This is a genomic window from Streptomyces sp. NPDC028368, from assembly GCF_055565615.1.
The window spans coordinates 309,123-329,679 of the sequence record NZ_JBVHTY010000008.1; the positions used below are offsets into that span (position 1 = coordinate 309,123).

Genomic DNA, 20,557 nt, shown 5'->3' on the forward strand with positions numbered 1-20,557 from the left:
CTCTTCACAGCGTGCTCGTCACTCGCCATTGCTCGCCCCATGACAGGAGCGCACTTCGTATGACCGAGACCCATCAGAATGCCGGGACGACGCGGGCCGTCTACCGCGCGGAAGCCTTCGTACGCGACGGCCGCTGGCACCTCGAAATCGCCGGCCTCGACAGCGAACCCGACGCCGGCGACACCGAAGCCGTACTCGTGACGCTGTGGCCCGTCGAAGACACTCCCGATGGCCCCGGCTTTCCCGCTGACTCGCTCCGCGAGCACCTCTTCGGCAGCGGTTTCACCCTGGCCGCGCCCGGCGGGGATACCGGCGGCTGGGCTCCGGCGAACGACGAAGGCCGCCATGTCGCCCTGTGTTACCTGACGGATGAGAGCCTTTGAACCATGACCGGAGGGGCGAAGCGCTGATGCGCTCGCCCCTCCGCCGCACGCTTGCCCTTCTGCCTTGCCCTGCGGTGTCAGCCGGTCTGCAGCGTTGCGTCGTCGACGACGAAACTGGTCTGGAGGCCGGAGTCCTCGGTGGCGGTGAACGTCACGGTGATGCGCTGTCCGATGTAGGGGGTCAGGTCGAGGGTGTGCCGGGTGTAGCCACTCGCGGCGTCCGTGTTGGACAGGGTGGCCAGACCGGTGCCGCCCACCTTGACCTTGAAGGTGTCGTAGGCGACGCTCTCGGTCTCATCGGTGTCGATGTGCAGCCAGTACGTCAACGTGGCCTTGGCGCAACCGGCGGGCACGGTCACCGACTGGCTGAGCGAGTCGGCGGCGGCAGAGCCGTAACCGCCCAGCCAGGCGAACCGGCTGCCGCTGTGCGCCGACTGGCCCGTGTGGGTGCCGATGACTCCGGTGTCGCCCGTCCAGGGCGCGGTGCCGTTCTCGAATCCCCCATTGGCCAGGAGCTGTTGGGCGGTGCAGCCGCCGGCACCCTTGACCGTCAGGGTGTAGGTCGTGGTGTGGGTGACGGATCCGGTGCCGGTGACGGTGAGCGGGTATGTGCCCGGGGCCACGTTCGATGCCGTGGCGACCGTCATGGTGGAGTTGCTGCCGGAGGTCACCGAGCCGGGGCTGAAGGAGACGGTCACGCCCGGCGGTGCGCCCGACGCCGTCAGCTTCACCGTCTGGGCGGACCCGCTGGTGGTGGCCGTGGAGACGGTGCTGGTGGCCGACGTGCCCGGCTCGACGCTGCCGGTGGCGGGGCCGGCGCTCAGGGAGAAGTCGTTCGCCGGGGTGGAGTCGGCGACGGCGAGCTGCCACAGGGTGGCGGCGATGCCGTCGACGCTGCGGTCCAGTCCGACGCCGTTGATGTTGCCGGTGGTGTCACAGGACTGGTGGTAGCAGGAGTCGTAGGCGCGGTTCGCGGTGCCGCCCCACTTCGCAGCCTGCGCGGAGGTCTTTCTGGCACTGGCACCCATCGCGTAGCCGGAGGTCGGGATGCCCGCCTGTTCGAAGGAGTAGTCATCGGAGCGGCCGGCGCCTTCGGTGTTCTCCTCCGGCTGGAGGTTGAGGGAATCCCAGTAGGCCTTCATCGGCTGGGCGGCGGCGGAGTTGAGGTGGTTGATGAAGTAACCGCCGTTGACCGAGGCGATCATGTCGAAGTTGTAGTACGCCTTGATCCTTGACCGTCCGTCGGACGAGAGGGAGTTGACGTAGAAGTCGGACCCGTTGAGGCCCTGCTCCTCGTCCGTCCACCAGCCGAACCGAACCCGCGCCGCCATGGCGGGATTGCGTTCCGCGAGGGTGAGCGCCGTCTCCAACAGGGCGGCCGAGCCGGAGCCGTTGTCGTTGATGCCCGGCCCGGCGCCGACGCTGTCGAGGTGGGAGCCGAACATATAGACCTTGGTGGCGTCGCCCTGGGGCCATTCGGCGATCAGGTTGGGCCCGGCCCCGGTGGCGCAGACGGAGGTGCAGGGCTGCTCGGTGACGGTGTATCCGGCCGCCTGAAGCTTGTTCTTGACGTACGCGACGGACTCCCGGTAGCCCTGTCCGCTGGACTTTCGGGTGCCGCCGTTACGGCTCGCGATAGCGCTGAGCTCGGTCAGGTGGGCCTGGACCTTGGCCACGTCGACGTCCGGGGCGCCGGCGACGCCGGGGCCTTGGGCCGGTATCCCGGGATCACGGCCCAAGGACTTGTCGGCCGCCGATATCGCGCGTACGAGCGGAGCGGGAGACGGATTCGCCTGCGGCGAGGCCGCGGCTATGGGTGCTGCGGTCAGCGCAGCCGCTCCGAGGGTGGCGACGAGGGATACGCCGGCCACCACAAGTCTTCGTAACACCATGACTCCTTGAGGGGGGTAAGCGCGCGGCCGGTCGGGAACCGGCACGAGGACGACATGTCCATGACCATGACCCAGGCGGCCGTACTTTCACACCCTCGCACCCATGACGTCAACAGATATCCCCGCATGGCGCGGTATTTGTCGTAAAGCAGCAGATGCCGGTGTGGCCCCGCCAGGTGACGCACTCGAAGCGCGCGGGGATGTACACCGGGCCGGCAAAGGTCGTGTAGGCACCCGAATCCGAGGCGCTGACCTGCGTGTTGTGGGTCTGGAATACCTTCGCGTGCAGATAGACCGCGGCGGCCGGCTCGGTGCGGACGGTCACCACGCAGTTCTCGCCGGTTGTTGCGTTCCATGTCAGGTACACCGTGCCCAGCGTGCCGATGTCGCTGAAGTCCACGACGTGGTACCCAGCCCCGCAGGCCCCGTTGTACGCGGCCCTCGCGCCGTCTGTTGTCGCTGCGGACGCGGGCACCGCGAACCCGGTAGCACCGACCACCCCCGCAACGGCCAGTGTGGTGACGCGAACTGCCCGGCACATCACCGCACTTGGCGAATGATGCGCCGGGCAGCCCCCTGCCCGCGTCGTGCTCAGGTTCAGACGGTGCCGTGCTCCTTGCGGCGGCGCAGTATCAGGAAGGTGCCGGTGATGCCGCCCGCCACCACGGCCGCGCCGATGCCGGCCGGGAGGACGGGGAAGCCGGAGGGGTCACTGGCCGAGGCCACGTTCTGCATCGCGGGGCCCGGGTCGATCGTCGTCGTGACCGGCTCGACATGCCGGATCGGGCCGACGGACTTGACCGAGCCGTCCGCGTTGAGCAGGACCTGCCGCTTGTTGGGGTGCCGGAAGTCGAACATGCCCTGCAGCGAGCCGGCCCGGGTGTCGAAGGCCGCGTCGCCGATCCGGCCGGTGTGCCAGTTGTTCTCGATGAACTTGATGATCGAGGTCTGCTCGGTGCGGGTGTGGTCGATCTTGTTGACCTTGCTGTACGGGGAGATCACCAGCAGCGGCTGCCGGGTGCCGGGGCCGCAGCGGTCCGCGTAGCCGCCGGCGGCCGCGGGGCCCGCCTGGCAGGCAGGGCTGTCGGTGGCCTTGCCGTTGGAGCCGGTCGAGGTGTCCTTGGAGCCATTGCGCGGCTTGACGAAGGTGTGGTCGTACCAGCCGTCGGAGTCGTCATAGGCGACGACGACGGCGGTGTCCTTCCACTGCGGCGACTGCTGGATGCGGTTGATCTGCTGGACGAGGAAGTGCTGTTCGTCGAGCGGGTCGGAGTAGCCGGCGTGCCCGTCCTGGTACTCGGGGGCCTTGAGGAAGCTGACGGCCGGCAGCTTGCCCGCCTTGAGTACGGCGTCGAAGTCGGTCAGGTCGTAGTTGTGGTTGGCCGGTCCGGCGTGGCCGATCTCGTCGACGCTCTTCGGCGCCAGGTGGTGGGGGTTGGCCGTCGACTTGTAGTACTCGAACGGCGAGTGGTGCGGGCTGTAGTCGACGGCCGCCGCTCCCCCGACGTTGGTGTGGGTGGTTCCGCCGCACTTGGCGTAATGGTCCGATCGGCCGTCCCACGGCGTGCTGGGACGGAAGCCGCCCTGGAACCAACCCCAGCTGACTTTACGGGAGTTGAGCACATCGCCGACGTTGCGGCCCTGCATCGCGGCGAGCGCGTTCTTGCCGGTGTGGTCCTTGTTGGAACAGTCGTCGTACGCCGGGTCCGGGTCGTTGACGATGGTGCCGACACCCTTCGCGTCGGGCGACTGCACGGCGTGCGGGTCGGGCGTGGCGGTCTGCTTCGGGTTCTCGGTGCCGGAGGCCGGGTCCATGGAGATGACACCGTGCGTCTGCCCGGAGATCAGGTTGAGGGCTCCCGGTGTGGACGGGCCGTAGACCGAGCCGAAGGAGCGGTCGTTCAGGGAGTAGTGCTGGGCGTAGTTCCACAGCCCGGTGACGGTATTGCCGTCGTAGTAGTCCATCACCAGTCCGGGCTCGCCGAACAGGCCGCCGGAGCACTTGCCGGAGTCGGTGTTCTGGACGAACTGGTCGGCCTTGCCGCCGTTGTACGCGTACTGCTCGGGCCCGTAGTCGTGGTTCTGGTCGCAGGTCATGGCCTGCGACGGCGCGAGCCGCTTGGGGGCGTACTGGTTGGGGTTGTGCTTCAGCAGCCCGGCGGTGCGCAGGTTGTCGATGTCCCGGGGCGTGCGCGGCGAGGCGGTGAACTTGGTGCCGTCGGTGTTGGCGGCCTTCGGGTAGGTCGCGAAGTAGTGGTCGAACGAGATGTTCTCGTCGAAGAGGACGACCACGTGCTTGATGGGAGTGGTCGTACGGGAGGCATCAGGGTGTTGCGGCCCGGCGGCCCAAGAAGGCGCTCCCCCGCCCAGGACCGCGAGGGCCGCAGCACCCGTGAGGGCCCCCAGGCTCCGTATCGCTGCTCGTCTTCCCCTACTGGCCATGCTGGTTCACCCTCCGGACAAGGACGCGGTTGTGCTGTACGGGCGGGATGCTCCGCCGGGTGAACGGCGGCCCGGCAGAGCCATGATGACGCCAGAGTGAACACCGGGTCAGGTAAGTCAGGTCAAACCTTGACCGGGTATTGACCTTTCGGGACCACCCTTGTCCGCTCTTGTCCGTCGCCTGGTCGAGCTAGGAGAGCAGCGCTCGGCCGTACCAGTCCGCCGCGTCGCGTACACCCGGCAGCGCGAAGAAGTAGCCTCCGCCGAAGGGCTTGATGTAGTCCGTGAGCGGCTCGCCGGCCAGCCTTCGCTGCACGGTCTCGAACTGCCGGGCCGGGTCCTGCTGGTAGCAGCAGAAGAGCAGGCCCATGTCGAGGTTGCCGTTGCTGTCCAGACCCTTGTCGTAGTTGTAGCCACGGCGCAGGAGCCGCTGTTCGGCAGTGGCCGGGGTCCGGGGATTGGCCAGCCGGATGTGGCTGTCCAGGGGAATCACATCGCCCTTGGGGTCCGCGGGGTAGTGGGGTGCGTCGTGTTCGTGGTCACCGTCGAGGGGCGCGCCGGTCTCCCGCGCGCGGCCGAACATGCGCTCCTGCTCGGTCAGCGACACCCGGTCCCAGAACTCCACGAGCATGCGGATCAGCCGTACGACCTGGTAGCTGCCGCCGACCGCCCAGTCCGGCTCGCCCGCGCCCCGTCCCACCCACACCAGCCGGTCCATCAGCCGGGCGCTGCCCGCGTCGGGATTGGCCGTGCCGTCCTTGAATCCCATGAGGTTACGGGGCGTGCCGGACGGGCGGGGCGGGCTGGCGAAGCCGTCCAGCCGCCAGCGCACCTGCATCCCGCCCCGGGTGTGCCGGGCGATGTCACGCAGGGCATGCAGCACGACGTCCGTATCGTCCGCGCAGAGCTGCAGGCTCAGATCGCCGTGGCACCAGTCGGCTTGCAGATCGTCGTCGGGAAAGGCGGGCATGGTGGTCAGGCGGCGCGGTGCGCGGCCGTGCAGCCCGAACCGGTCGTCACCGAAGAGCGCCGCGCCCAGGCCGAGCGTCACCGACAGGGCGCCGGCGGGCACCTGTGGCCCGAGGATGCCCGAGTCGGTGGGCGGGCCGGTGATGCCGACGGAGGACGGCGTACCGCCGCCGGTCAGGAAGCGTGCCCGTTCGGTGAGGGTACGCAGCAGGTCGGCCAGCTCCCGGCGGTTCTCTGCGGTGACGTCGAAAGCGGTGTACGCCGTGACGCGGCGGGGTGCGGCCAGCACCGACGCCTGGTGCGGGCCGTGGAAGGGAACCGGCGGCGGGGCCTGCGGTGCCAGACCAGGACCGGGCGCCGGGACCGTCCCGCCCACCGGCTGCGAGCCCTGGGCGGCCGAGGCGCCGCCGGCCGCGAGACCGGCCCCGGCCAGCGCCGCCCCGCGCAGAAACCTCCGCCTGCCGACACCGTTCATCCCCTCCGTGCCACGCGCACCACTGGCACCATGCGCAGCACTCGCACGGCGCTCACGGTCCTCGCCACTCTCACCGCTCAGACCGATCCCACCGCTCACGCCACTCACACCGTTCTCCGCGCATCGCACAGGGTCGCCACCGACGCCAGCCGTTCCACCAGGTCGCCGAGCAGTGCATCGGTCCGCTCCCGCTGCGTACGGTCCAAGTGGGCCGGCGACGTCCACCGCCCGCCCCGCCGGAAGCCGTCGAGCAGGTGCTGCGCCCGGCCCAACTCCCCTTCCAACGCCGGCAGGTCGGGGTAGCGAGTGACCAGCAGGGGGCGCAGTCGGCTGAGGACGGCCCGGGTTCCGTCGAGGTTGGCGCGCGCGGTGGCGAGGTTGCTGCCACTGCCGTAGTCGGTCCGCCCGGTCAGCTCGAACTGGATCGTGTTCTCCAGGATCTCGTGCGCCCGCAGACCGAGGTCCGCCGGTTCCATGCGCGCCTGCGCCCAGTCGTCCCGCAGTCTCTCCACGGCGTGGGCGAGCGCGGTGGCCGGGGCGCGGAGGGTGTCTGCGGACTGCCCGTGCCACAGCCCGTACTCGAGGCGGTGGAAACCGGTGAACGCCGGATCCCGGTCGCCGCCAGGCAGGCCGGCACCGGTGCCGTTGATCTTCTGGTCGGCGTCGCCGAAGGTCCCGTATGCCGCGCCCAGCCGTTCGTACGCGAGGTGCGCGGCCAGCCAGGCATCCCTGGCTCGCGCCAGGTTCCCGCTCGCCAGGGCATCCCGCAGCCTTCCGGTCCGGCCGACGAGGTCGTCCAGGCCGCCCGCGACCCACCTCTGGTAGTCCAGCGCCGGCGGAATCAGGTCATGCTCGGTGACCGGAGCCGCCGCCGGCCCGCTGCGACCGCGCCCGCCGATACGGACCGTGGGCCCGGTGACCGCGTCGGCATCGTCCGGCAGACACATGAACGCGTACGCCCCCGTGCCCAGCCGGACCCGCAGCTGCCGCGTGGTGCCGGGACCGATCCCCTCCACCTCGCCGTAAACGGCCCCGCTGCGTGGCGACTTGAGATACACCTCGGCCGCGGCATCGGACGTGTTGTGCAGATCGAAGACCTGCGTCCCGGGGCGGGGATGCCGCCATCCCCGGCCGCAGCCGCTCGGTGATATCTCGACGGTGGTATGCCGCAGCCCGTCCACCGCGGCCGGGCCACGCGGCGCGTCACCGTCCGAGAGGCCGGTCAGGGCCGGCACCACCAGCAGACCGCCGGCGAGGAGGACACTCCCTATGCCCCAGGCACGCGGGGAACGCAGTGGGGAACGCAGTGGGGAACGCAGTGGGGAACGCAGTGGGGGACGCAGCGGGGGACGCAGCTTCTTGAGGCCGGATCGCGGCACTCCGGGCCTCCCAGGGAGTCGTTCGGCACGCGATCACAGGCGTCGCGTGCAATACGGGAAAGGAGCCACGGGCCCCGGCGCAGCGCCTTCCGTACCCGATGGCAACTGTGCCCATGCTAGGCAGCGCAATGCATCCAGGCGTGTCTTCGTTCGAAGAGATGCCAAGAGTTCCCCGCTGGTTCATCGGGCCGTCGATCGGATCGAGGGGATCGAGGGGATCGAGCGGGCTTTTCGGGTCATTCCGAAACCCGTGCGTCCGTGAACCGTGACGCCGGGAGGCGACGGGCCGGGCCCGTCGGGCCACGCCGCGGCCAACGTATCGAGGTGCGGTCCCGCCCGCTGACGCAATCCCTCGACCGAGTGGCAGCCCACTGTCGAGTGAATCGAACGCAGCGTTGCGCCAGCCGCACCCGCAAAGCTGGGGATTCATCCCGATTTCGAACATGGAACCGAGAATTCGCCCTTGGGTGCCCGTTACGGGTTCATGATCAGGCGCGTTTTCCGATCGCCTGTCCGCCTCTGCGTTCTCCAGGAGGAACCATGAATCCCGCCCCTGCCGCCACCACCGTTCATGCTGCGTTCGAGCACCCTGCCGTCACCCCGCTCCTTCCCGTGCGCCTTGTTGACGCCGCATGCGTGCGCGTTCCCTCCTCATCGCGCCTGGCATCGAGGTGGTGGGCATGAGCACGTCCGAGGGGATGCCTGCCGCGTCGGCGCACGCGGGACCGGCGGATCAGGGGGATCACGGGGGTCACGGGGATCACGGGGATCAGGGGTACGTTCGCATGATCGCGAGCGAGCGCTACCAGAGCATCGGCGACGCGCTGCAGTTGCTGATCCGCGACGACGGGCGCGCCCTGACGCTGCGCCCCGCGCCGGGGCGGCACGCGGCCGGACAGCTGGTGGTGGTGGGCGGGCACTTGGAGCGGGGCGAGCCGATTGATGCCGCGGCCCGGCGTGAGGCGCTGGAAGAGGTGGGGGTTCACGTGGCGCCGGAACACCAGGAGTTCTGCGGGCTGGCCCATTACTTCAGCCCGCAAGCCGGCGGCCGTCTCGGGGCGGTGTTCGCCGCGCAGACCTGGAGCGGCGAGCCCCGTAACGAAGAGCCGGACAAGCACTCCGCGCTGGTGTGGGTGGACCCCGGCCGACCGCCCAGCGGCGTCCATCCCTACACCGCCGCGGTCCTGGACATGTTCGTCCGCGGCTCGCTCTACACCGCCGTGAACTGGCCCTCCGCAGCCGCAGCGGGAGGTGGCCGAGCGTGAACGCAGGTCACCACGCCGCACGCCGGACCCGCCGGGAGTCAGCCGTGCCGGTGGCGTCGACGGACAGATCGACGGACACATCGATGGACAGATCGGCCGACGCCGCCAGGACGGCAAACCTCGCCGCATGGCAGGCCTACGGGCAGCACCATCTCGACCGGAACACCGCACTCCTCGACCAGCGGAACATCGACTGGGGGTTCTGGGGCCACGGGCCCGGTACGGAAGTACTCGACGAACTGGAAGGCAGGAGGCTGCTCGACATCGGCAGCGGCACCGGCCGCAGCGCCGCACACCTCGCCCGTGATCACGGCGCCGAAGTAGTCGCGGTGGACGCCTCCCGTACGCAACACCTCCGAGCCGTCTACCGCTACGGCCATCTTCCCGGCGTCCAGTTCGTGCACCGCGACATCGTTGATCATCTGGCGGAGGAGCGCAGGTACGACGTCGTCTACTCCGTACACGGCCTCGCCTACATCGACCCGCACGCCGTGCTGCCGGCCATCGCGGGGCGACTGCCGGACAACGGCCGTCTCGTGTTCTCCGTCCTGCACACCAACTCCGACGGCACCGGCCCGACGAGCAGCGTCGCCCCACGCCGGGAAACACTCAGGCTGTCCGGCGGACGCGAACTCGCCGTGCGGATGTGGGTCCTGACGCCCATGCTCTGGGAAGACCTCCTCACCGAGGCCGGCTTCGCCATCGACGAGCTGCGCGTACTCGGCTCCCCTCACACCGGTGACCCCGTTCAGTGCACGCTGATCACCGCCCGCCGCCGGCAGGCCTCCCCTCAGCCCACCGGTACGACGCCTTCCCGCAGCCGGCCGCCCCAGCCTCGGGCCGCGTTCGGAGTCGGGGTCATCGTCTGCGACCCGCAAGGCCGCATCCTGCTCGGCCGGCACCGCAGCGGGACCTGGGAGCTTCCGGGCGGCAAGATCGACCCGCCGGAGAGCATCCAGGCAGCCGCGGCACGGGAGCTGCGCGAGGAAACCGGCCTGTACGCCGAGCGGCACGACGTCCGCGTCTTCGCCATGCTCCACGACGACATTCACGGGCTCGCCCGCATCACGATGGCCGCCCAGGTCACCGCATACGCGGGCACGCCCCATGCGGCGGAGCCCGACCTTGTCAGCCACTGGGATTGGCGCTCCCCCAACGACCTCCCGAGCCCGCTGTTCACGCCGTCCGCGCAGATCCTCCACGCCTGGCGCCCCGACCTGGATATCGCTTCACCGGCCGCCCACCACCTCACTGTCACCACTGTCCGGTAGCGGCCCGACCCGCAGTGCGAGCCGCCCGCCCCACACCCGGGGCGGCGCGGCCCGGCATCAAGCCACTCCCTCAAGCCCAATCCCCATCCACCCCATCCCCACCCGGGAGACTTACGTGCTCCATCACGCCCCGGCTGACCACGGACGCCGACACGGCCATGATCGAAGCAAAAACCCCCGACTCGTCGCCAACCCACCGCCCTACCGCGCGAGCCCCAGTCTGCGCGGCCCCCGCCACCTTCCGGTCGAGATCGACGGCGTCAACCCCGCACACTGACCACGCACCGCACTCCTGGTCCTCACGAGGAACGCGTACGGACCGCCCCCATCGCCGTGACCCGTCACAGTGCCCCGGTCGCCCCGGATTGCGTGTTCCCTACCGACGCGACGACGCCTCAGCGCGGCGCGGCGGGGGTATCTCCGCGGACCGCATGCAGGTAGAGGGCCAGTGTGTCGAGAGTGAAGTACGAGCTGTAGGAGACGTCGGGGAAGTCGCCGCCTGTGTGGTAGCCGCCGATGACGCCGATGAGGGCGTATCCGGTGAAGTCCCTTACGAGGAAGGGCCCTCCGGAGGTCCCGCCGATATATCCGGCGCAGGCGATCTCGAGAAAGTCCCCGGGGGCGGCGGGATCGGTGCTGGTGTACCGGTGTGTGGAAGAGGTGCAGTCGAGTGGCTTGGGGTGGGTGGTGTCGCTGTTGCCCGGGTAACCGATGAGCCGCACCTCACTGTGGTCATAGCCCGAGTAGGGAACGAGGTCGAAGCCGCCGGTGACCTCCTGCACATCGGCCCCGTCCTCGCGTGCCCCGAGGCGTACGACCGCGTAGTCCCAGCGGGCACCCGCGTCCGTGCCGAGGTCGTAGTACCGCTGGTCGAGGTAGATGCGGTCCACGGGGAAGATCCCGTACGGCTTGAGACCGTCGTGATACTGCGGCACGAACGCCAGATGACGCTTCGGGTCAGGGGAACGGAGGCAGTGTGCGGCGGAGACCACGAGGTCGCGGTGCGGGCTGCGGACGACCGTTCCGCCGCAGAACCGGCCGGTGTTGGTGCCGTCCGTCCAGAAGAACGTCCCCACCTGCGGGAGGCCCTCGAAGGGATGGCTCGGCGGAGCGGGATCCGCCGCCGGGTGCGACGCCGGTGAACTCCCCCTGACCGAGGCCGGTTCGGCGGTCCGCATGCGCTGCGGGGTCCAGTACGTGTCGTCCGATGCCGCCGAGCCTCCCGGGGTGCCGGCGGCGTGCGCAAGCGGTCCGGGCAGGGCGGTGAGCGGCAGCGCGAGAAGCAGGGCGGCGAACAGCTGGACGGCATGGGCGCGTACGGCAAGCGGTCTGCTCATGGGCGGATCCTTTCCCGGCACGGCGTACGGAAGGAACGGCACTTCTGTGAGGCGCGTGGACATGGTCGTACGGCGGGAGGCCCATGGCGAGAGGGCCGCGCCGGATGAGTCCACGACCTGACGGGGACCCCGGGCTCGCGCATACCCGGCCCGGGCTTGATCCGTATTCGTGGTTTCGCCTGCCGGCCGTACGACGTGCCGTCAGAATCGACTCCAGCCGTGTGACGGCCGTCAGAAGGAAAGAAAGCGAAGCGGAAGGACGCCATGCCGTCGGAGGAATTCGACTACATCGTTGTGGGTGCCGGGTCGGCCGGGTGCGTGCTTGCCGCGCGGCTGTCCGAGGACGCGGACCGGACGGTGCTGCTGCTCGAGGCGGGACCGCCGGACACCAAGCCCGAGCTCGCGGCACCACCGGCATGGCCCGCGCTCTTCGGCACCGAGGTCGACCACGCCTACACCACGGTGCCGCAGGCCGGGACCGGCGGGCTGGCGATTCCGTATCCGCGGGGCAGAACGCTGGGCGGGTGCAGCGCGATCAACGCGATGGTGTTCCTGCGCGGACACCGCAACGATTACGACCGCTGGGCGGCATCCGGAGGCGCCGGGTGGGGCTTCGACGCGCTCCTCCCCTACTTCCGGCAGATGGAGACCACAGCCGGTAAGAACCCCAAGTTCCGCGGCGACAGCGGCCCGATGCGGCCGGCGCAGGCGCGGGCTCAGGACGCCAATCCGCTGTCGCAGGTCTTCGTCGACGCCGCGGTGGCGGCGGGTCACCCGAGGACCGACGACTTCAACGGCGCTGACCAGGAGGGCGTCGGTTGGCACGATATGAGCATCGCCGACGGCACGCGGCAGAGCACCGCGAGCGCCTATCTGCACCCGGTCCGCGCCCAACGCCCCAACCTGACCGTCTTGACCGGCTCCCGCGCACGCCGCCTGCTCTTCGAGGGCGACCGGTGCACCGGTGTGGAGGTCCAGCGCGGCCACGACACGATCACCGTACGGGCCGTCGCCGAGGTGATCGTCAGCTCCGGTGCCATCGATTCCCCGCGGCTGCTCCTGCTGTCGGGCATCGGCCCCGCCGACGAACTGCGGCAGGCCGGTGTCGAGGTCCGCCATGACCTGCCGGGTGTCGGGCGCAATCTGCACGATCACCCGCTCTGCCCGGTCGTCTACGAGGCGAGCCGGCCGATTCCCCCGGGGCTCACCAATCTCGCGGAGACCTCGTTGCTCTGGCGCAGCGACGCGTCCCTGCCGGGACCCGACATGCAGCTGATGTTCATTCATCTGCCCTACCACCCGCCGACGATGCAGGCACCGGCGGACAGCTTCACCTTCGGCGTGGCGACCGTGCCGCAGAGCCGGGGCTCGGTGCGCCTCGCCGACGCCGACCCCGACACGCCGCCGCTGATCGACCCGAATTACCTCGGGGAGGAGTCGGACGTACGGCGCATGCTCCACGGCATCCAGGTGGCGCGGGATATCGCGGCGGCGGGCCCTTTCACGCGGTGGCGTTCGCGTGAGGTGCTGCCCGGGGACGACGTCACCGATGAGGCGGGGCTGCGCCGGTATCTGGCGGCCGCCACCGGGACGTACTTCCACCCTGTCGGCAGCTGTGCAATGGGGACGGGCGGCGACTCGGTGGTCGCTCCGGACCTGACCGTGCACGGGCTGGCGGGCCTGCGGGTGGTGGACGCCTCGGTCATGCCCAGCATCGTCTCCGTCAACACGAACCCGGCGACGATGGTGATCGCGGAGAAGGCGGCCGACCTCATCCGGCGGACGGCTTAGGACCTGTCCGGCTGCGCACCGGCCCGCCCCGCGACAGGCCCATCGGCCCACCCGCGGGGCGGGCGCCGCGCACACACACGCCCGCTCCGCGCCCGGTGTGATCAGCCCGCCAGCTCCCCCAGAAGTGCCCAGGTGCGGCGCCGGTCGGCATCCCCGGCGATCTCCGTTCCCGAGAACACCACCTCCGTGGCCCCGGCGTCTTGGTAGCGGCGCACCTCGTCGGCGACCGTCCGCTCGTCGCCGATCACGGCCACATCGGCGGCCCGTTTGCCGCCGGAGAGCTCGATGACCCGCGCGTAAGACGGAATCTGCTCGTAGAACGCGAGCTGGTCGGTGGCCTTCTCGCGCACCGAATCGACGTCGTCGGTGACCACTCCGGGCACGAGCGCCACGATCCGGGGCGCAGGGCGGCCGGCGGCCTCCGCCGCCGCGGTGACGGCCGGAACGATGTGCTCGGCCAGGGCGCGGGGCCCGGCGAGATAGGGCAGGATCCCGTCCGCCAGCTCGCCGCTGGCACGCAGCGCCTGCGGGCCCATTGCGGCGACGAGCAGCGGCACGCCGGCCTCGGCGCCCGGCACGCGTGCGGGGATCGGAGTGGTCGCGGTGAGCAGCTCGCCGTGGAAGTCGGCGGCGCCGGTCTCGGTCAGCTGACGCAGAGCGGTGAGGAATTCACGCAGGCGGGCGATGGGCCGTTCGAAGGGGATGCCAAAGCCTGCCTCGGTCAGGAGCTTGGTGCCGAGCGCGAGCCCGAGGTGGTAGCGGCCGTGCGTGGCCGCCTGCGCGGTCTGGGCCTGGCTGGAGACGAGCAGCGGATGGCGTCCGAAGACGGGGATGGCGGAGGTGCCGACGTCTATGCCCGGTACCTCACGCCCGACGATCGCGGCGAGTTGCGGCGAGTCGGCGCCGAAGGTCTGCCCGAACCAGGCGGACCGCAGCCCCGCGGCCGCGGCCTCCCCGGCGAGCCGTACGGTGGCGTCGATCTGGTTGTCGGCGTCGGTCGCATGGAGCGCTACTCCCACAGTCATGTCGGTTCACAACAGCGGCAGTTGGTCCTGCATTCCGGCTCTTGTGTGCCTCCTTCATGTCGGCTGTGTGTCCGCGCCCGCCGATACGGACATCGACACCGACACCAGCCGTCGCGCTACGCAAGCGCGCCTGATCCGCTTCTCAGATAGCGAGTGCGCCCCTGAACCGACCGTGGCCAACGTCCGGGTCGGTCACCGCCAGCCAGCCGTGGCCCACTGTCTCGAGTACCTCGACCGTTGTCGGCTGGATGGAAATCCAGGACGCGGCCTCCTCCGGGTCGCGGACACCCTCGGCGTATTCTTCGGCTTCTTCCGGGTCATACAGTTCGTCGTCCTCGTCCTGCATCAGATCCCGCTCGAACTCCAGCGGTTCTCCGATCCACTCGGGATCGCCGTACGTGCGGTAACCGCGCTTGTCCTGACCGTTCTCCGAGACCCACCACACCCGCGCACCGTTGTAGTCGTCCACGGCATAGAAGTGGGCTTCCCCGCAGTGCGTGCTGAGTTTTTCTACGGCTTCCGCCCAGTTCTCATTGAGATAGTCGGCACCGTAGATGAGCCGCCAGCCGTCGAATTCGGATGTGATGAACACGCGGTAGGCCGTGGATTCGGTGCCGTCATCGGCACCATGGGTCAGCGAATTCTCGTGGTGGACGGCGGCGGAAAGTCCCATGGCCGTCGTCACGGGGCGCGCATCGTGCAGCTCCAAGGCCCTGACGATGTCCGTCACTTCCGCCCGGGGAACCGCAATCCAGAACTCAGCCGGAAGGTCGCCGGGCTGCTCGTCCAGGAGCTTGACCCGCACAAGCCGTTCGATGGCCGACCGGTCCGCGGGGCCCAGGGCATCGCCCCCGCCGAGACCGGCGAGCATGCGCAGCGCGGCGGCCCGCAGGCCGCCGGGGCCCTCGCTGCGTACGGTTGCCAGAGGCGCGATCGCCGCCGCACCGAGGCGTTCCATGCAGGACTCCGCCGCCGAGCGGCCCGGTCCTTCCGCGTCCCGGAGCAGCGGCAGAAGATGCTGCACGGCGGGGGCGCCGAGAGCGGCCAGCCTGTCCGTCGCCTCCCTGCGGGCGTCCCGGTCGACGACTGTCAGCTGACGTACCAGTGCGGCGATGTCCTCACTCATGCGAACGACCCTAGCCGAGCGGATCCCGGGCCCGCCGGGCCTGTATGAGGAGAACGGTCAAACCGCATCCGGACCACGTACTTTCGGACAACGGCCCGCCGAAGCCGGTGGTACATCCGGCACCACTTGCCCTTGCGGCAGCCAAGGACCACAGTGAAAAGAGGGAACATTCTTGCGAGATCGGAGCGCACGGTGATAGTTCTCGGGATCATTCTTCTTGTGATCGGTTTCCTGACGGGCATAGCCATCTTGTGGACCATCGGAATCGTGCTCGCCGTCCTCGGGGCAATCTTCTGGGTGCTCGGCTCGATGGGGCACGCGCTCTTCGGGCGAAAGCATTACTGGTAGCCAGGAGGCCTCCCGTCGTCGCCTCACGGCTTCTCCACGAACTCCAGGAAATCCAGGAAATCCAGGAAATCCAGGATCATGCGGTTGACTGCGGCGGCGCGAACAAAAGGAATGCCGTGGTGGGAGAGGCCAGGAATTACGGCAGTCTCGACGCGCGGCAGGCACCGGCGGGCCGCCGCCGCTACGCGCCGGGCCGCATGCGCTCGGCTGTCCCCGGCGAGGGCCACCAGCGTCGGTACGGTTGATGCCCGCAGCTGCCGGAGCCGCGGGCGTTTCCCCACGATGACCTTCGTGTGCGGGAACTCGGCGGCGAGACCGTACAGCTCCCGCCACACGGGGTCGACTTCGGCACCACGGGTCTCCCAGGCCAGGAAACGACGGGCGCGGCCGGCCGTGGGCCGGATCAGCAGCGGAAGGGCGCGTAGCAGATAGCCGGTTCGGTATCCGGCGAAGCACCGGGTCGGGTCGAGGAGAACGAGCTTGCGGACTCGCTTCGGTGCGCGCAGCGCGTAGGTGAGGGCGATCCAGCCGCCGTACGAATGCCCGCACAGATCGGCGCGCTCCAGGCCCAGGCCGTCGAGTACGCCGTCCAGCCAGTCGAGAAGGTCATCGACGGACCCGATCGGTCGCGCGCCGCGCAGGCTGCGGCCCGCCTCGCCGATCCGGTCGACGGCATGGACCCGTCGCGTGCGGCCCAGCTCGGCCGCGTTGGCGAACCACGTCGTCGAGGTGGCGCCGCCGCCGTGCAGCAGCACCAGCGGTTGCCCGTCCTCGGGGCCCCACACGGTGACCCTGGTCGTGCCGTACGCCGAGGTGAGGTCCACCCGGTCGACGGGCACCGGCCAGCGGTCGAGGACGGCGTCGTAGGCCGCGAGGAAGCGCGTCAGGTCTTCGGTCACCGGGATCCCCCAGGAAGAGTGCCTTGCCGAGCAAGTATCTTGTTGAGCGAGATAATATGCCGGCATGGATGAAGGAGAGCCCGGACTGCGGGTGGTACATCAGCTGCGGGCGGTCACCGTCGAACTCGATTTGCTCGGGGCGGAGTTCGCGCAGCGCAACGGGCTGCATCCCACCGATCTGCGCGCCCTGATCTGCCTGCTGGACGCGGCGCGGTCGGACACCCCCGCGACACCGGGCCGGCTCGCGGCGCAGCTCGGCCTGAATTCCGCCGGCACAACGGCGCTTGTCGACCGTCTCGAGGGGCTCGGCCACGTGCGGCGGGTACGGGACACCCGCGACCGGCGCCGGGTACTGCTCGAGGTCGACGAACGGGCGGTCGGCCTCGGGCAGTTGTTTTTCGGTCCGCTGATGACGGAGATCGTCGCGGCGATGCGGACCTTTACGGACTCGGAGAGGGAAACGGTCCAGCGGTTCCTGGAGAGGGTGCGGGAGGTCGTCGCCGCCCAGCGGGCTCCTCGCGGGACTTCACAGGACGCCCGGGGGTGACGACCGGTGGCAGTGCCCGAGGGGCGGCGCACTCTCGAGGGGGCGCACCCGGGCGCCGCCCCGGTCATAGGCGTTCATGGGCGTCAGTGCTTGAGAGCGTCCTTGGCCCGTTCCGCGGCGTGCTTCACCTTGCCCATGATCTTTTCGGTCTTGCCCTTCGCCTCCAGGCTTTCGTTGCCGACGGCCTTTCCCGTCGATTCCTTGGTCTTGCCCTCGAAGATCTGGCCGATGTTCTTGGCTTTCTTTCCGATGCCCATGTCACGCTCCTTCAGAGGTGTCGGTCGAGTCCGGTGGGATTCTCGATCGGTTTCCCAGGCGTAGTTCCCGGGTCACGCATTCCTCCGTTGAATTGTCTCACTTCCGGGGAATTCGCTCAGTCGGACGGCGGCAGCAAGGTCCCCAGCGGGCCGAGATCCACGTTGAGGTCTGCCAGGGAAAGGTCGTATTGGGCGCAGAGTTCGATCATGCGGTTGTGGAGGATCATGAGCGTGGATCCCAGGCGTTCCTCCTGTTCCTCGCTGAGATTTCCGGCGTCGACCCGGTGCAGGGCCTGGCGTTCCATGAGCTGACGCAGGAGCTCGACGAGGGTGAGGACGAGTTTGACGAGGTCCCTTTCCACGGTGTCGGGGTCGGTGTTGATGCGTTGTGCCGCGCTCCGCGTTTCCGGGTCGGTCATCCGCGTTTCCGTGACGTTCAGGGGCGCGGTGCCATGGGATTCCGCGGGCAATCGCCGTACGGCGCGGGTGGCCGCGTCGGCGACGTCATGGAAACGGTTGGCCGGGCGGCGGCCGTCAGCGGTCATCGCCGGTCCTACTCGGCGGCGTGATGGCCTGGCCGAGCCACGGCGAAGGGGTCTGTTCGCTGATGGAGGCGATGAGTGCGCGCAGCGAGATGCGTACGAGGTCGATGTCGGCGATGGAGAGGACGACGTCACCGGTGAGGACCACGCCTCCGCTGAGCAAGCGGTCCAGCAGGTCGATCAGCGCTACCTGCCGGTCCGGCAGCGGCCGCTGCGTCGCCGGTGACCCGTCCGCGGCGCTCATGGCGCGGCTCGCGGCGACGGCTCGGCTTCGGAGGGGGCGGCGAAGGAGTACGGGGCCCAGGGGCCGGTGACTTCCACGCGTACCCCTGAGAGCCCTTCAGCGGCCCGCAAGACGTCGGCGCGGAAGCTGTCGGCGTGCCGCAGTGGTACGAGGTAGGCATCGTTGATGACATTTTCGCCGGGCCCGCGGGCGAGTTCGCCCTGCTGCGGTCGGTGCCGGACCCGGTCGACCGCATGGCCGCGGGCGGCGGCCTCGGCGCGTTCGGCGGCCTGTTCGGCGTCCCGGTATGCGTCGTCGCGCGCATGCCGCTGTGCTCGGCGCCGGCTGAGATAGGCCCGCCCGGGGCTCAGGTCCGCGTCCGGTTCCGGGGCCGCGGCGGGCTCCGGCCGGCCTTCCGCCGCCTCCGGCGCCTCGACGTAGATCTTGACGCCCCACTCCTCGTGCTCGGCCAGTACGGCCAGGCGCTCGGCGAACGCCTCCCGGCCGGCCTCGAGCATCAGCCGCACCCGCTCGTCGTCGAGATAGACCGTGGCCAGCCGGAGCGGCAGGACGGTGGTGCGGGCGGCCAGCGCCTCGATCACCCCGTGATGGGCGCGGGCCACCGACTCCAGCCAGTCCAGGTCCTCCAGGTGCGCTCTCAGCGCGTCCTCCTCGAAGTCCTGCGACGGCACCTGGCTCACGGCGGCCACCACCTCGCCGCCGTGTCCCGCGCGCACCAGACGCACCGGAGCATCCGCCACCCCGCGCAGTCCGGACACCGCCTCCGCCAGCAGTGCATCGGCGTCGCGCGCCGCGCCGTACACATAGGTGAGGGACTCGGTCATTGCTCATCCCGCTTCCTGCCGCGGGGGCTGCGCTCGGTCCGTTCGCCGCGTCCGGTACGGGCGGTGGTACGCGCGGCACCTGCGGTGCGGGCGGTGCGCCGGGGGCGGGCCGCCGGACGGCTGTCCTCGACCTCGACCTCGTCCTCGTCCTCCACCTCGTCCTCGTCCTCGGCCGGTGGCAGTTCGCCTTCACCGCCTTCGCGCAGCGCCGCGATCTCGGCCCGCAGCCGCTTGTTCTCCTCGGCGAGCGAACGGTCGCCGTCGCCGCGGGCGCGGGAGGAAAGGGCAGGATCGTGCTCCCACCAGTCGATGCCCATTTCCTTCGCCTTGTCCACCGACGCGATCAGCAGACGCAGTTTGATGGTGAGCAGCTCGATGTCCAGAAGGTTGATCTGGATATCGCCGGCGATGACGATGCCTTTGTCCAGGACGCGCTCCAGAATGTCGGCGAGATTGGCCGATGAGCCCTGGCCGTATGGCGTGCCGGCCCGGGACGGGAAGTCGCCCATCCTCCTGGCGACGGGTTCGTTCACGGCCTTTCCACCTCAACTTCCTGGTGTCTCGGTTCCCCGCAGGTGGGCCCGTATCTCGTCCAGCCGGTCCAGGAGCTCGTCCTCGCGCCGGTCGAACGTCTCCTCATCGATCTCCCCCGCCAGGAGCGCCCGCTCGAGCTCGGCCAGCTCCCGCTCGACGGGCTCGGGGTCGTAGTACTGATCCTCCGCGGCCTGGAGAACGCGCTCCACGACCCAGGCCACGCCGCGCACCGGCGCCAGAGGAAAGGTGGTGATCTGGGTGAGCAGGCCCATGAGGGACTCCTTGGACGTCTTCAGACGAAGCTGTATGCGGGCAGCGGGCCGCGCAACCGGAGGTCGAAGTCCTCACCCAGCTCTGCCGCGAGCCCCTGCTCCGCGGCGAGGAACTTCGCTTCGTGGTCCCGGTCCACCAGGAACGACACATTCAAGAAGTCGTCCCCGGCCGCCGGTGACGACTGCTCCTCCCGCGCGAATTCGCGCAGTACGTCGGCGACCGCGGCGGCCAGCCGGTCGTGGCGGGCCTCGACTTCCTGTGCGATCACTTCACCGAGAGCGAGCGGCAGTTGCGGGCTGTTGTTGCCGCCCCTGATCTCCTCGTTGAGTCCGCGCGCCTCGTCCGACTCCCCGAGGATCTCGCGCAGCAGCGACGCCTCGTCCTGGGCCGCCTTCAGGTGGTATTCGGCGCAGCCCTCCAGCGCCTGCAGTCGTTCGGTGAACTCCTCCGTGCGCTCATCCAGCACCGCCCGTACGGCCTCGTCGTCGTCGGCGGTGAAGCCGAACTGCAGCGGCAGCACCGTTCCGTCGGCCATCAGCCGCTCCTGTACGGCCTGGTGCGCGCCGAGGTCCCGCCGTTTGGGCCGCAGGCCCTCCGGAGCGTCACTCACGACTGCGGACAGTTTCCGGCTCCGTACCGTGCGGAGGGTGGCCGGCGGGTCTCCTACCCCGCCGAGGCCGTCCAGGCTCTGGGGATGGCTGCTCGCAACAACGGAGTAGACGTACACGGCCATA

At 69.7% G+C, this 20,557-nt stretch carries 22 protein-coding genes; 6 read left to right on the forward strand and 16 right to left on the reverse strand.

Annotated elements, in window-relative coordinates; genetic code table 11:
* Positions 1-59 precede the first annotated feature (59 nt).
* Positions 60-383 carry a hypothetical protein gene (locus ACZ4S3_RS20860; RefSeq protein ID WP_467936236.1) on the forward strand — a complete coding sequence of 108 codons (324 nt, stop codon included), beginning with the start codon at positions 60-62 and terminating at the stop codon, positions 381-383.
* A gap of 77 nt (positions 384-460) precedes the next feature.
* Here ACZ4S3_RS20860 and ACZ4S3_RS20865 read toward each other — a convergent pair whose 3' ends face one another.
* The 5 genes from ACZ4S3_RS20865 to ACZ4S3_RS20885 all read right to left on the reverse strand — a co-directional run bounded on the left by ACZ4S3_RS20865 (position 461) and on the right by ACZ4S3_RS20885 (position 7,480).
* Positions 461-2,275 (reverse strand): M28 family peptidase, encoded by a 1,815-nt coding sequence (locus ACZ4S3_RS20865; RefSeq protein ID WP_467936238.1) that lies wholly within the window; start codon positions 2,273-2,275, stop codon positions 461-463.
* A gap of 109 nt (positions 2,276-2,384) precedes the next feature.
* Positions 2,385-2,675, reverse strand: a complete 291-nt coding sequence (locus tag ACZ4S3_RS20870) for a hypothetical protein (protein WP_467936240.1) — start codon at positions 2,673-2,675, stop codon at positions 2,385-2,387.
* Positions 2,676-2,872: 197 nt separating this feature from the next.
* Positions 2,873-4,717 carry a phospholipase C gene (locus ACZ4S3_RS20875; protein WP_467936242.1) on the reverse strand — a complete coding sequence of 615 codons (1,845 nt, stop codon included), beginning with the start codon at positions 4,715-4,717 and terminating at the stop codon, positions 2,873-2,875.
* Between the two features lie 190 nt (positions 4,718-4,907).
* The gene (gene efeB, locus ACZ4S3_RS20880) at positions 4,908-6,161 is read right to left on the reverse strand and encodes an iron uptake transporter deferrochelatase/peroxidase subunit (protein ID WP_467936244.1); all 1,254 of its coding nucleotides are present in this window, start codon (positions 6,159-6,161) and stop codon (positions 4,908-4,910) included.
* 104 nt (positions 6,162-6,265) lie between these two features.
* Entirely contained in the window at positions 6,266-7,480 is a 1,215-nt protein-coding gene (locus tag ACZ4S3_RS20885) for an EfeM/EfeO family lipoprotein (protein WP_467936477.1), read from the reverse strand.
* An 845-nt stretch (positions 7,481-8,325) separates the two neighbouring features.
* Here ACZ4S3_RS20885 and ACZ4S3_RS20890 point away from each other — a divergent pair.
* Together ACZ4S3_RS20890 and ACZ4S3_RS20895 are read left to right on the forward strand one after the other, a co-directional pair.
* The gene (locus ACZ4S3_RS20890; RefSeq protein WP_467936246.1) at positions 8,326-8,805 is read left to right on the forward strand and encodes an NUDIX domain-containing protein; all 480 of its coding nucleotides are present in this window, start codon (positions 8,326-8,328) and stop codon (positions 8,803-8,805) included.
* A gap of 83 nt (positions 8,806-8,888) precedes the next feature.
* Positions 8,889-10,076: a bifunctional class I SAM-dependent methyltransferase/NUDIX hydrolase gene (locus ACZ4S3_RS20895; RefSeq protein ID WP_467936248.1), complete on the forward strand. Its 1,188-nt coding sequence runs from the start codon at positions 8,889-8,891 to the stop codon at positions 10,074-10,076.
* Positions 10,077-10,471: 395 nt separating this feature from the next.
* On the opposite strand, the gene ACZ4S3_RS20900 is transcribed toward ACZ4S3_RS20895, so the two are convergent.
* Positions 10,472-11,413, reverse strand: coding sequence for a trypsin-like serine peptidase (locus ACZ4S3_RS20900; RefSeq protein ID WP_467936250.1), 942 nt, complete (start codon positions 11,411-11,413; stop codon positions 10,472-10,474).
* A gap of 264 nt (positions 11,414-11,677) precedes the next feature.
* Here ACZ4S3_RS20900 and ACZ4S3_RS20905 point away from each other — a divergent pair, with 264 nt between their 5' ends.
* Entirely contained in the window at positions 11,678-13,204 is a 1,527-nt protein-coding gene (locus ACZ4S3_RS20905) for a GMC family oxidoreductase (RefSeq protein ID WP_467936252.1), read from the forward strand.
* Positions 13,205-13,305: 101 nt separating this feature from the next.
* On the opposite strand, the gene ACZ4S3_RS20910 is transcribed toward ACZ4S3_RS20905, so the two are convergent.
* Together ACZ4S3_RS20910 and ACZ4S3_RS20915 are read right to left on the reverse strand one after the other, a co-directional pair.
* Positions 13,306-14,229: an LLM class F420-dependent oxidoreductase gene (locus ACZ4S3_RS20910; RefSeq protein WP_467936254.1), complete on the reverse strand. Its 924-nt coding sequence runs from the start codon at positions 14,227-14,229 to the stop codon at positions 13,306-13,308.
* Between the two features lie 142 nt (positions 14,230-14,371).
* Complete coding sequence (locus tag ACZ4S3_RS20915) at positions 14,372-15,187, reverse strand: hypothetical protein (RefSeq protein WP_467936256.1); 816 nt, start codon at positions 15,185-15,187, stop codon at positions 14,372-14,374.
* 360 nt (positions 15,188-15,547) lie between these two features.
* Here ACZ4S3_RS20915 and ACZ4S3_RS20920 point away from each other — a divergent pair, with 360 nt between their 5' ends.
* A complete protein-coding gene (locus ACZ4S3_RS20920) occupies positions 15,548-15,703 on the forward strand; it encodes a DUF6131 family protein (RefSeq protein WP_467936258.1) in 156 nt (51 codons plus the stop codon).
* A gap of 23 nt (positions 15,704-15,726) precedes the next feature.
* Here ACZ4S3_RS20920 and ACZ4S3_RS20925 read toward each other — a convergent pair whose 3' ends face one another.
* Positions 15,727-16,602, reverse strand: coding sequence for an alpha/beta fold hydrolase (locus ACZ4S3_RS20925; RefSeq protein WP_467936260.1), 876 nt, complete (start codon positions 16,600-16,602; stop codon positions 15,727-15,729).
* Positions 16,603-16,666: 64 nt separating this feature from the next.
* Here ACZ4S3_RS20925 and ACZ4S3_RS20930 point away from each other — a divergent pair, with 64 nt between their 5' ends.
* The gene (locus tag ACZ4S3_RS20930; RefSeq protein WP_467936262.1) at positions 16,667-17,149 is read left to right on the forward strand and encodes a MarR family transcriptional regulator; all 483 of its coding nucleotides are present in this window, start codon (positions 16,667-16,669) and stop codon (positions 17,147-17,149) included.
* An 83-nt stretch (positions 17,150-17,232) separates the two neighbouring features.
* Here ACZ4S3_RS20930 and ACZ4S3_RS20935 read toward each other — a convergent pair whose 3' ends face one another.
* The 7 genes from ACZ4S3_RS20935 to ACZ4S3_RS20965 all read right to left on the reverse strand — a co-directional run bounded on the left by ACZ4S3_RS20935 (position 17,233) and on the right by ACZ4S3_RS20965 (position 20,556).
* Positions 17,233-17,406, reverse strand: coding sequence for a CsbD family protein (locus tag ACZ4S3_RS20935; protein WP_467936264.1), 174 nt, complete (start codon positions 17,404-17,406; stop codon positions 17,233-17,235).
* A gap of 116 nt (positions 17,407-17,522) precedes the next feature.
* On the reverse strand, positions 17,523-17,951 hold the full coding sequence (locus tag ACZ4S3_RS20940) for a gas vesicle protein K (RefSeq protein WP_467936266.1): 429 nt from the start codon (positions 17,949-17,951) through the stop codon (positions 17,523-17,525).
* Positions 17,941-18,192 carry a gas vesicle protein gene (locus tag ACZ4S3_RS20945; protein WP_467936268.1) on the reverse strand — a complete coding sequence of 84 codons (252 nt, stop codon included), beginning with the start codon at positions 18,190-18,192 and terminating at the stop codon, positions 17,941-17,943. The genes ACZ4S3_RS20940 and ACZ4S3_RS20945 overlap by 11 nt, the downstream gene beginning before the upstream one ends.
* Entirely contained in the window at positions 18,189-19,016 is an 828-nt protein-coding gene (locus ACZ4S3_RS20950) for a GvpL/GvpF family gas vesicle protein (protein WP_467936270.1), read from the reverse strand. The genes ACZ4S3_RS20945 and ACZ4S3_RS20950 overlap by 4 nt, the downstream gene beginning before the upstream one ends.
* Positions 19,013-19,525, reverse strand: a complete 513-nt coding sequence (locus ACZ4S3_RS20955; protein WP_467936479.1) for a gas vesicle protein — start codon at positions 19,523-19,525, stop codon at positions 19,013-19,015. The genes ACZ4S3_RS20950 and ACZ4S3_RS20955 overlap by 4 nt, the downstream gene beginning before the upstream one ends.
* A 36-nt stretch (positions 19,526-19,561) precedes the next feature.
* Positions 19,562-19,822, reverse strand: coding sequence for a gas vesicle protein GvpG (locus tag ACZ4S3_RS20960; RefSeq protein WP_467936272.1), 261 nt, complete (start codon positions 19,820-19,822; stop codon positions 19,562-19,564).
* Between the two features lie 20 nt (positions 19,823-19,842).
* The gene (locus ACZ4S3_RS20965) at positions 19,843-20,556 is read right to left on the reverse strand and encodes a GvpL/GvpF family gas vesicle protein (protein WP_467936274.1); all 714 of its coding nucleotides are present in this window, start codon (positions 20,554-20,556) and stop codon (positions 19,843-19,845) included.
* Position 20,557 lies beyond the last annotated feature (1 nt).

Excerpts from the sequence above, each read along its gene's own strand:
- ACZ4S3_RS20860 (WP_467936236.1), top strand. The coding sequence starts at position 60 with ATGACCGAGACCCATCAGAATGCCGGGACGACGCGGGCCGTCTACCGC.
- ACZ4S3_RS20865 (WP_467936238.1), bottom strand. The coding sequence starts at position 2,275 with ATGGTGTTACGAAGACTTGTGGTGGCCGGCGTATCCCTCGTCGCCACC.
- ACZ4S3_RS20875 (WP_467936242.1), bottom strand. The coding sequence starts at position 4,717 with ATGGCCAGTAGGGGAAGACGAGCAGCGATACGGAGCCTGGGGGCCCTC.
- efeB (WP_467936244.1), bottom strand. The coding sequence starts at position 6,161 with ATGAACGGTGTCGGCAGGCGGAGGTTTCTGCGCGGGGCGGCGCTGGCC.
- ACZ4S3_RS20890 (WP_467936246.1), top strand. The coding sequence starts at position 8,326 with ATGATCGCGAGCGAGCGCTACCAGAGCATCGGCGACGCGCTGCAGTTG.
- ACZ4S3_RS20895 (WP_467936248.1), top strand. The coding sequence starts at position 8,889 with ATGGACAGATCGGCCGACGCCGCCAGGACGGCAAACCTCGCCGCATGG.
- ACZ4S3_RS20900 (WP_467936250.1), bottom strand. The coding sequence starts at position 11,413 with ATGAGCAGACCGCTTGCCGTACGCGCCCATGCCGTCCAGCTGTTCGCC.
- ACZ4S3_RS20905 (WP_467936252.1), top strand. The coding sequence starts at position 11,678 with ATGCCGTCGGAGGAATTCGACTACATCGTTGTGGGTGCCGGGTCGGCC.
- ACZ4S3_RS20910 (WP_467936254.1), bottom strand. The coding sequence starts at position 14,229 with ATGACTGTGGGAGTAGCGCTCCATGCGACCGACGCCGACAACCAGATC.
- ACZ4S3_RS20915 (WP_467936256.1), bottom strand. The coding sequence starts at position 15,187 with ATGGAACGCCTCGGTGCGGCGGCGATCGCGCCTCTGGCAACCGTACGC.
- ACZ4S3_RS20930 (WP_467936262.1), top strand. The coding sequence starts at position 16,667 with ATGGATGAAGGAGAGCCCGGACTGCGGGTGGTACATCAGCTGCGGGCG.
- ACZ4S3_RS20935 (WP_467936264.1), bottom strand. The coding sequence starts at position 17,406 with ATGGGCATCGGAAAGAAAGCCAAGAACATCGGCCAGATCTTCGAGGGC.
- ACZ4S3_RS20940 (WP_467936266.1), bottom strand. The coding sequence starts at position 17,951 with ATGACCGCTGACGGCCGCCGCCCGGCCAACCGTTTCCATGACGTCGCC.
- ACZ4S3_RS20945 (WP_467936268.1), bottom strand. The coding sequence starts at position 18,192 with ATGAGCGCCGCGGACGGGTCACCGGCGACGCAGCGGCCGCTGCCGGAC.
- ACZ4S3_RS20950 (WP_467936270.1), bottom strand. The coding sequence starts at position 19,016 with ATGACCGAGTCCCTCACCTATGTGTACGGCGCGGCGCGCGACGCCGAT.
- ACZ4S3_RS20955 (WP_467936479.1), bottom strand. The coding sequence starts at position 19,525 with ATGGGCGACTTCCCGTCCCGGGCCGGCACGCCATACGGCCAGGGCTCA.
- ACZ4S3_RS20960 (WP_467936272.1), bottom strand. The coding sequence starts at position 19,822 with ATGGGCCTGCTCACCCAGATCACCACCTTTCCTCTGGCGCCGGTGCGC.
- ACZ4S3_RS20965 (WP_467936274.1), bottom strand. The coding sequence starts at position 20,556 with ATGGCCGTGTACGTCTACTCCGTTGTTGCGAGCAGCCATCCCCAGAGC.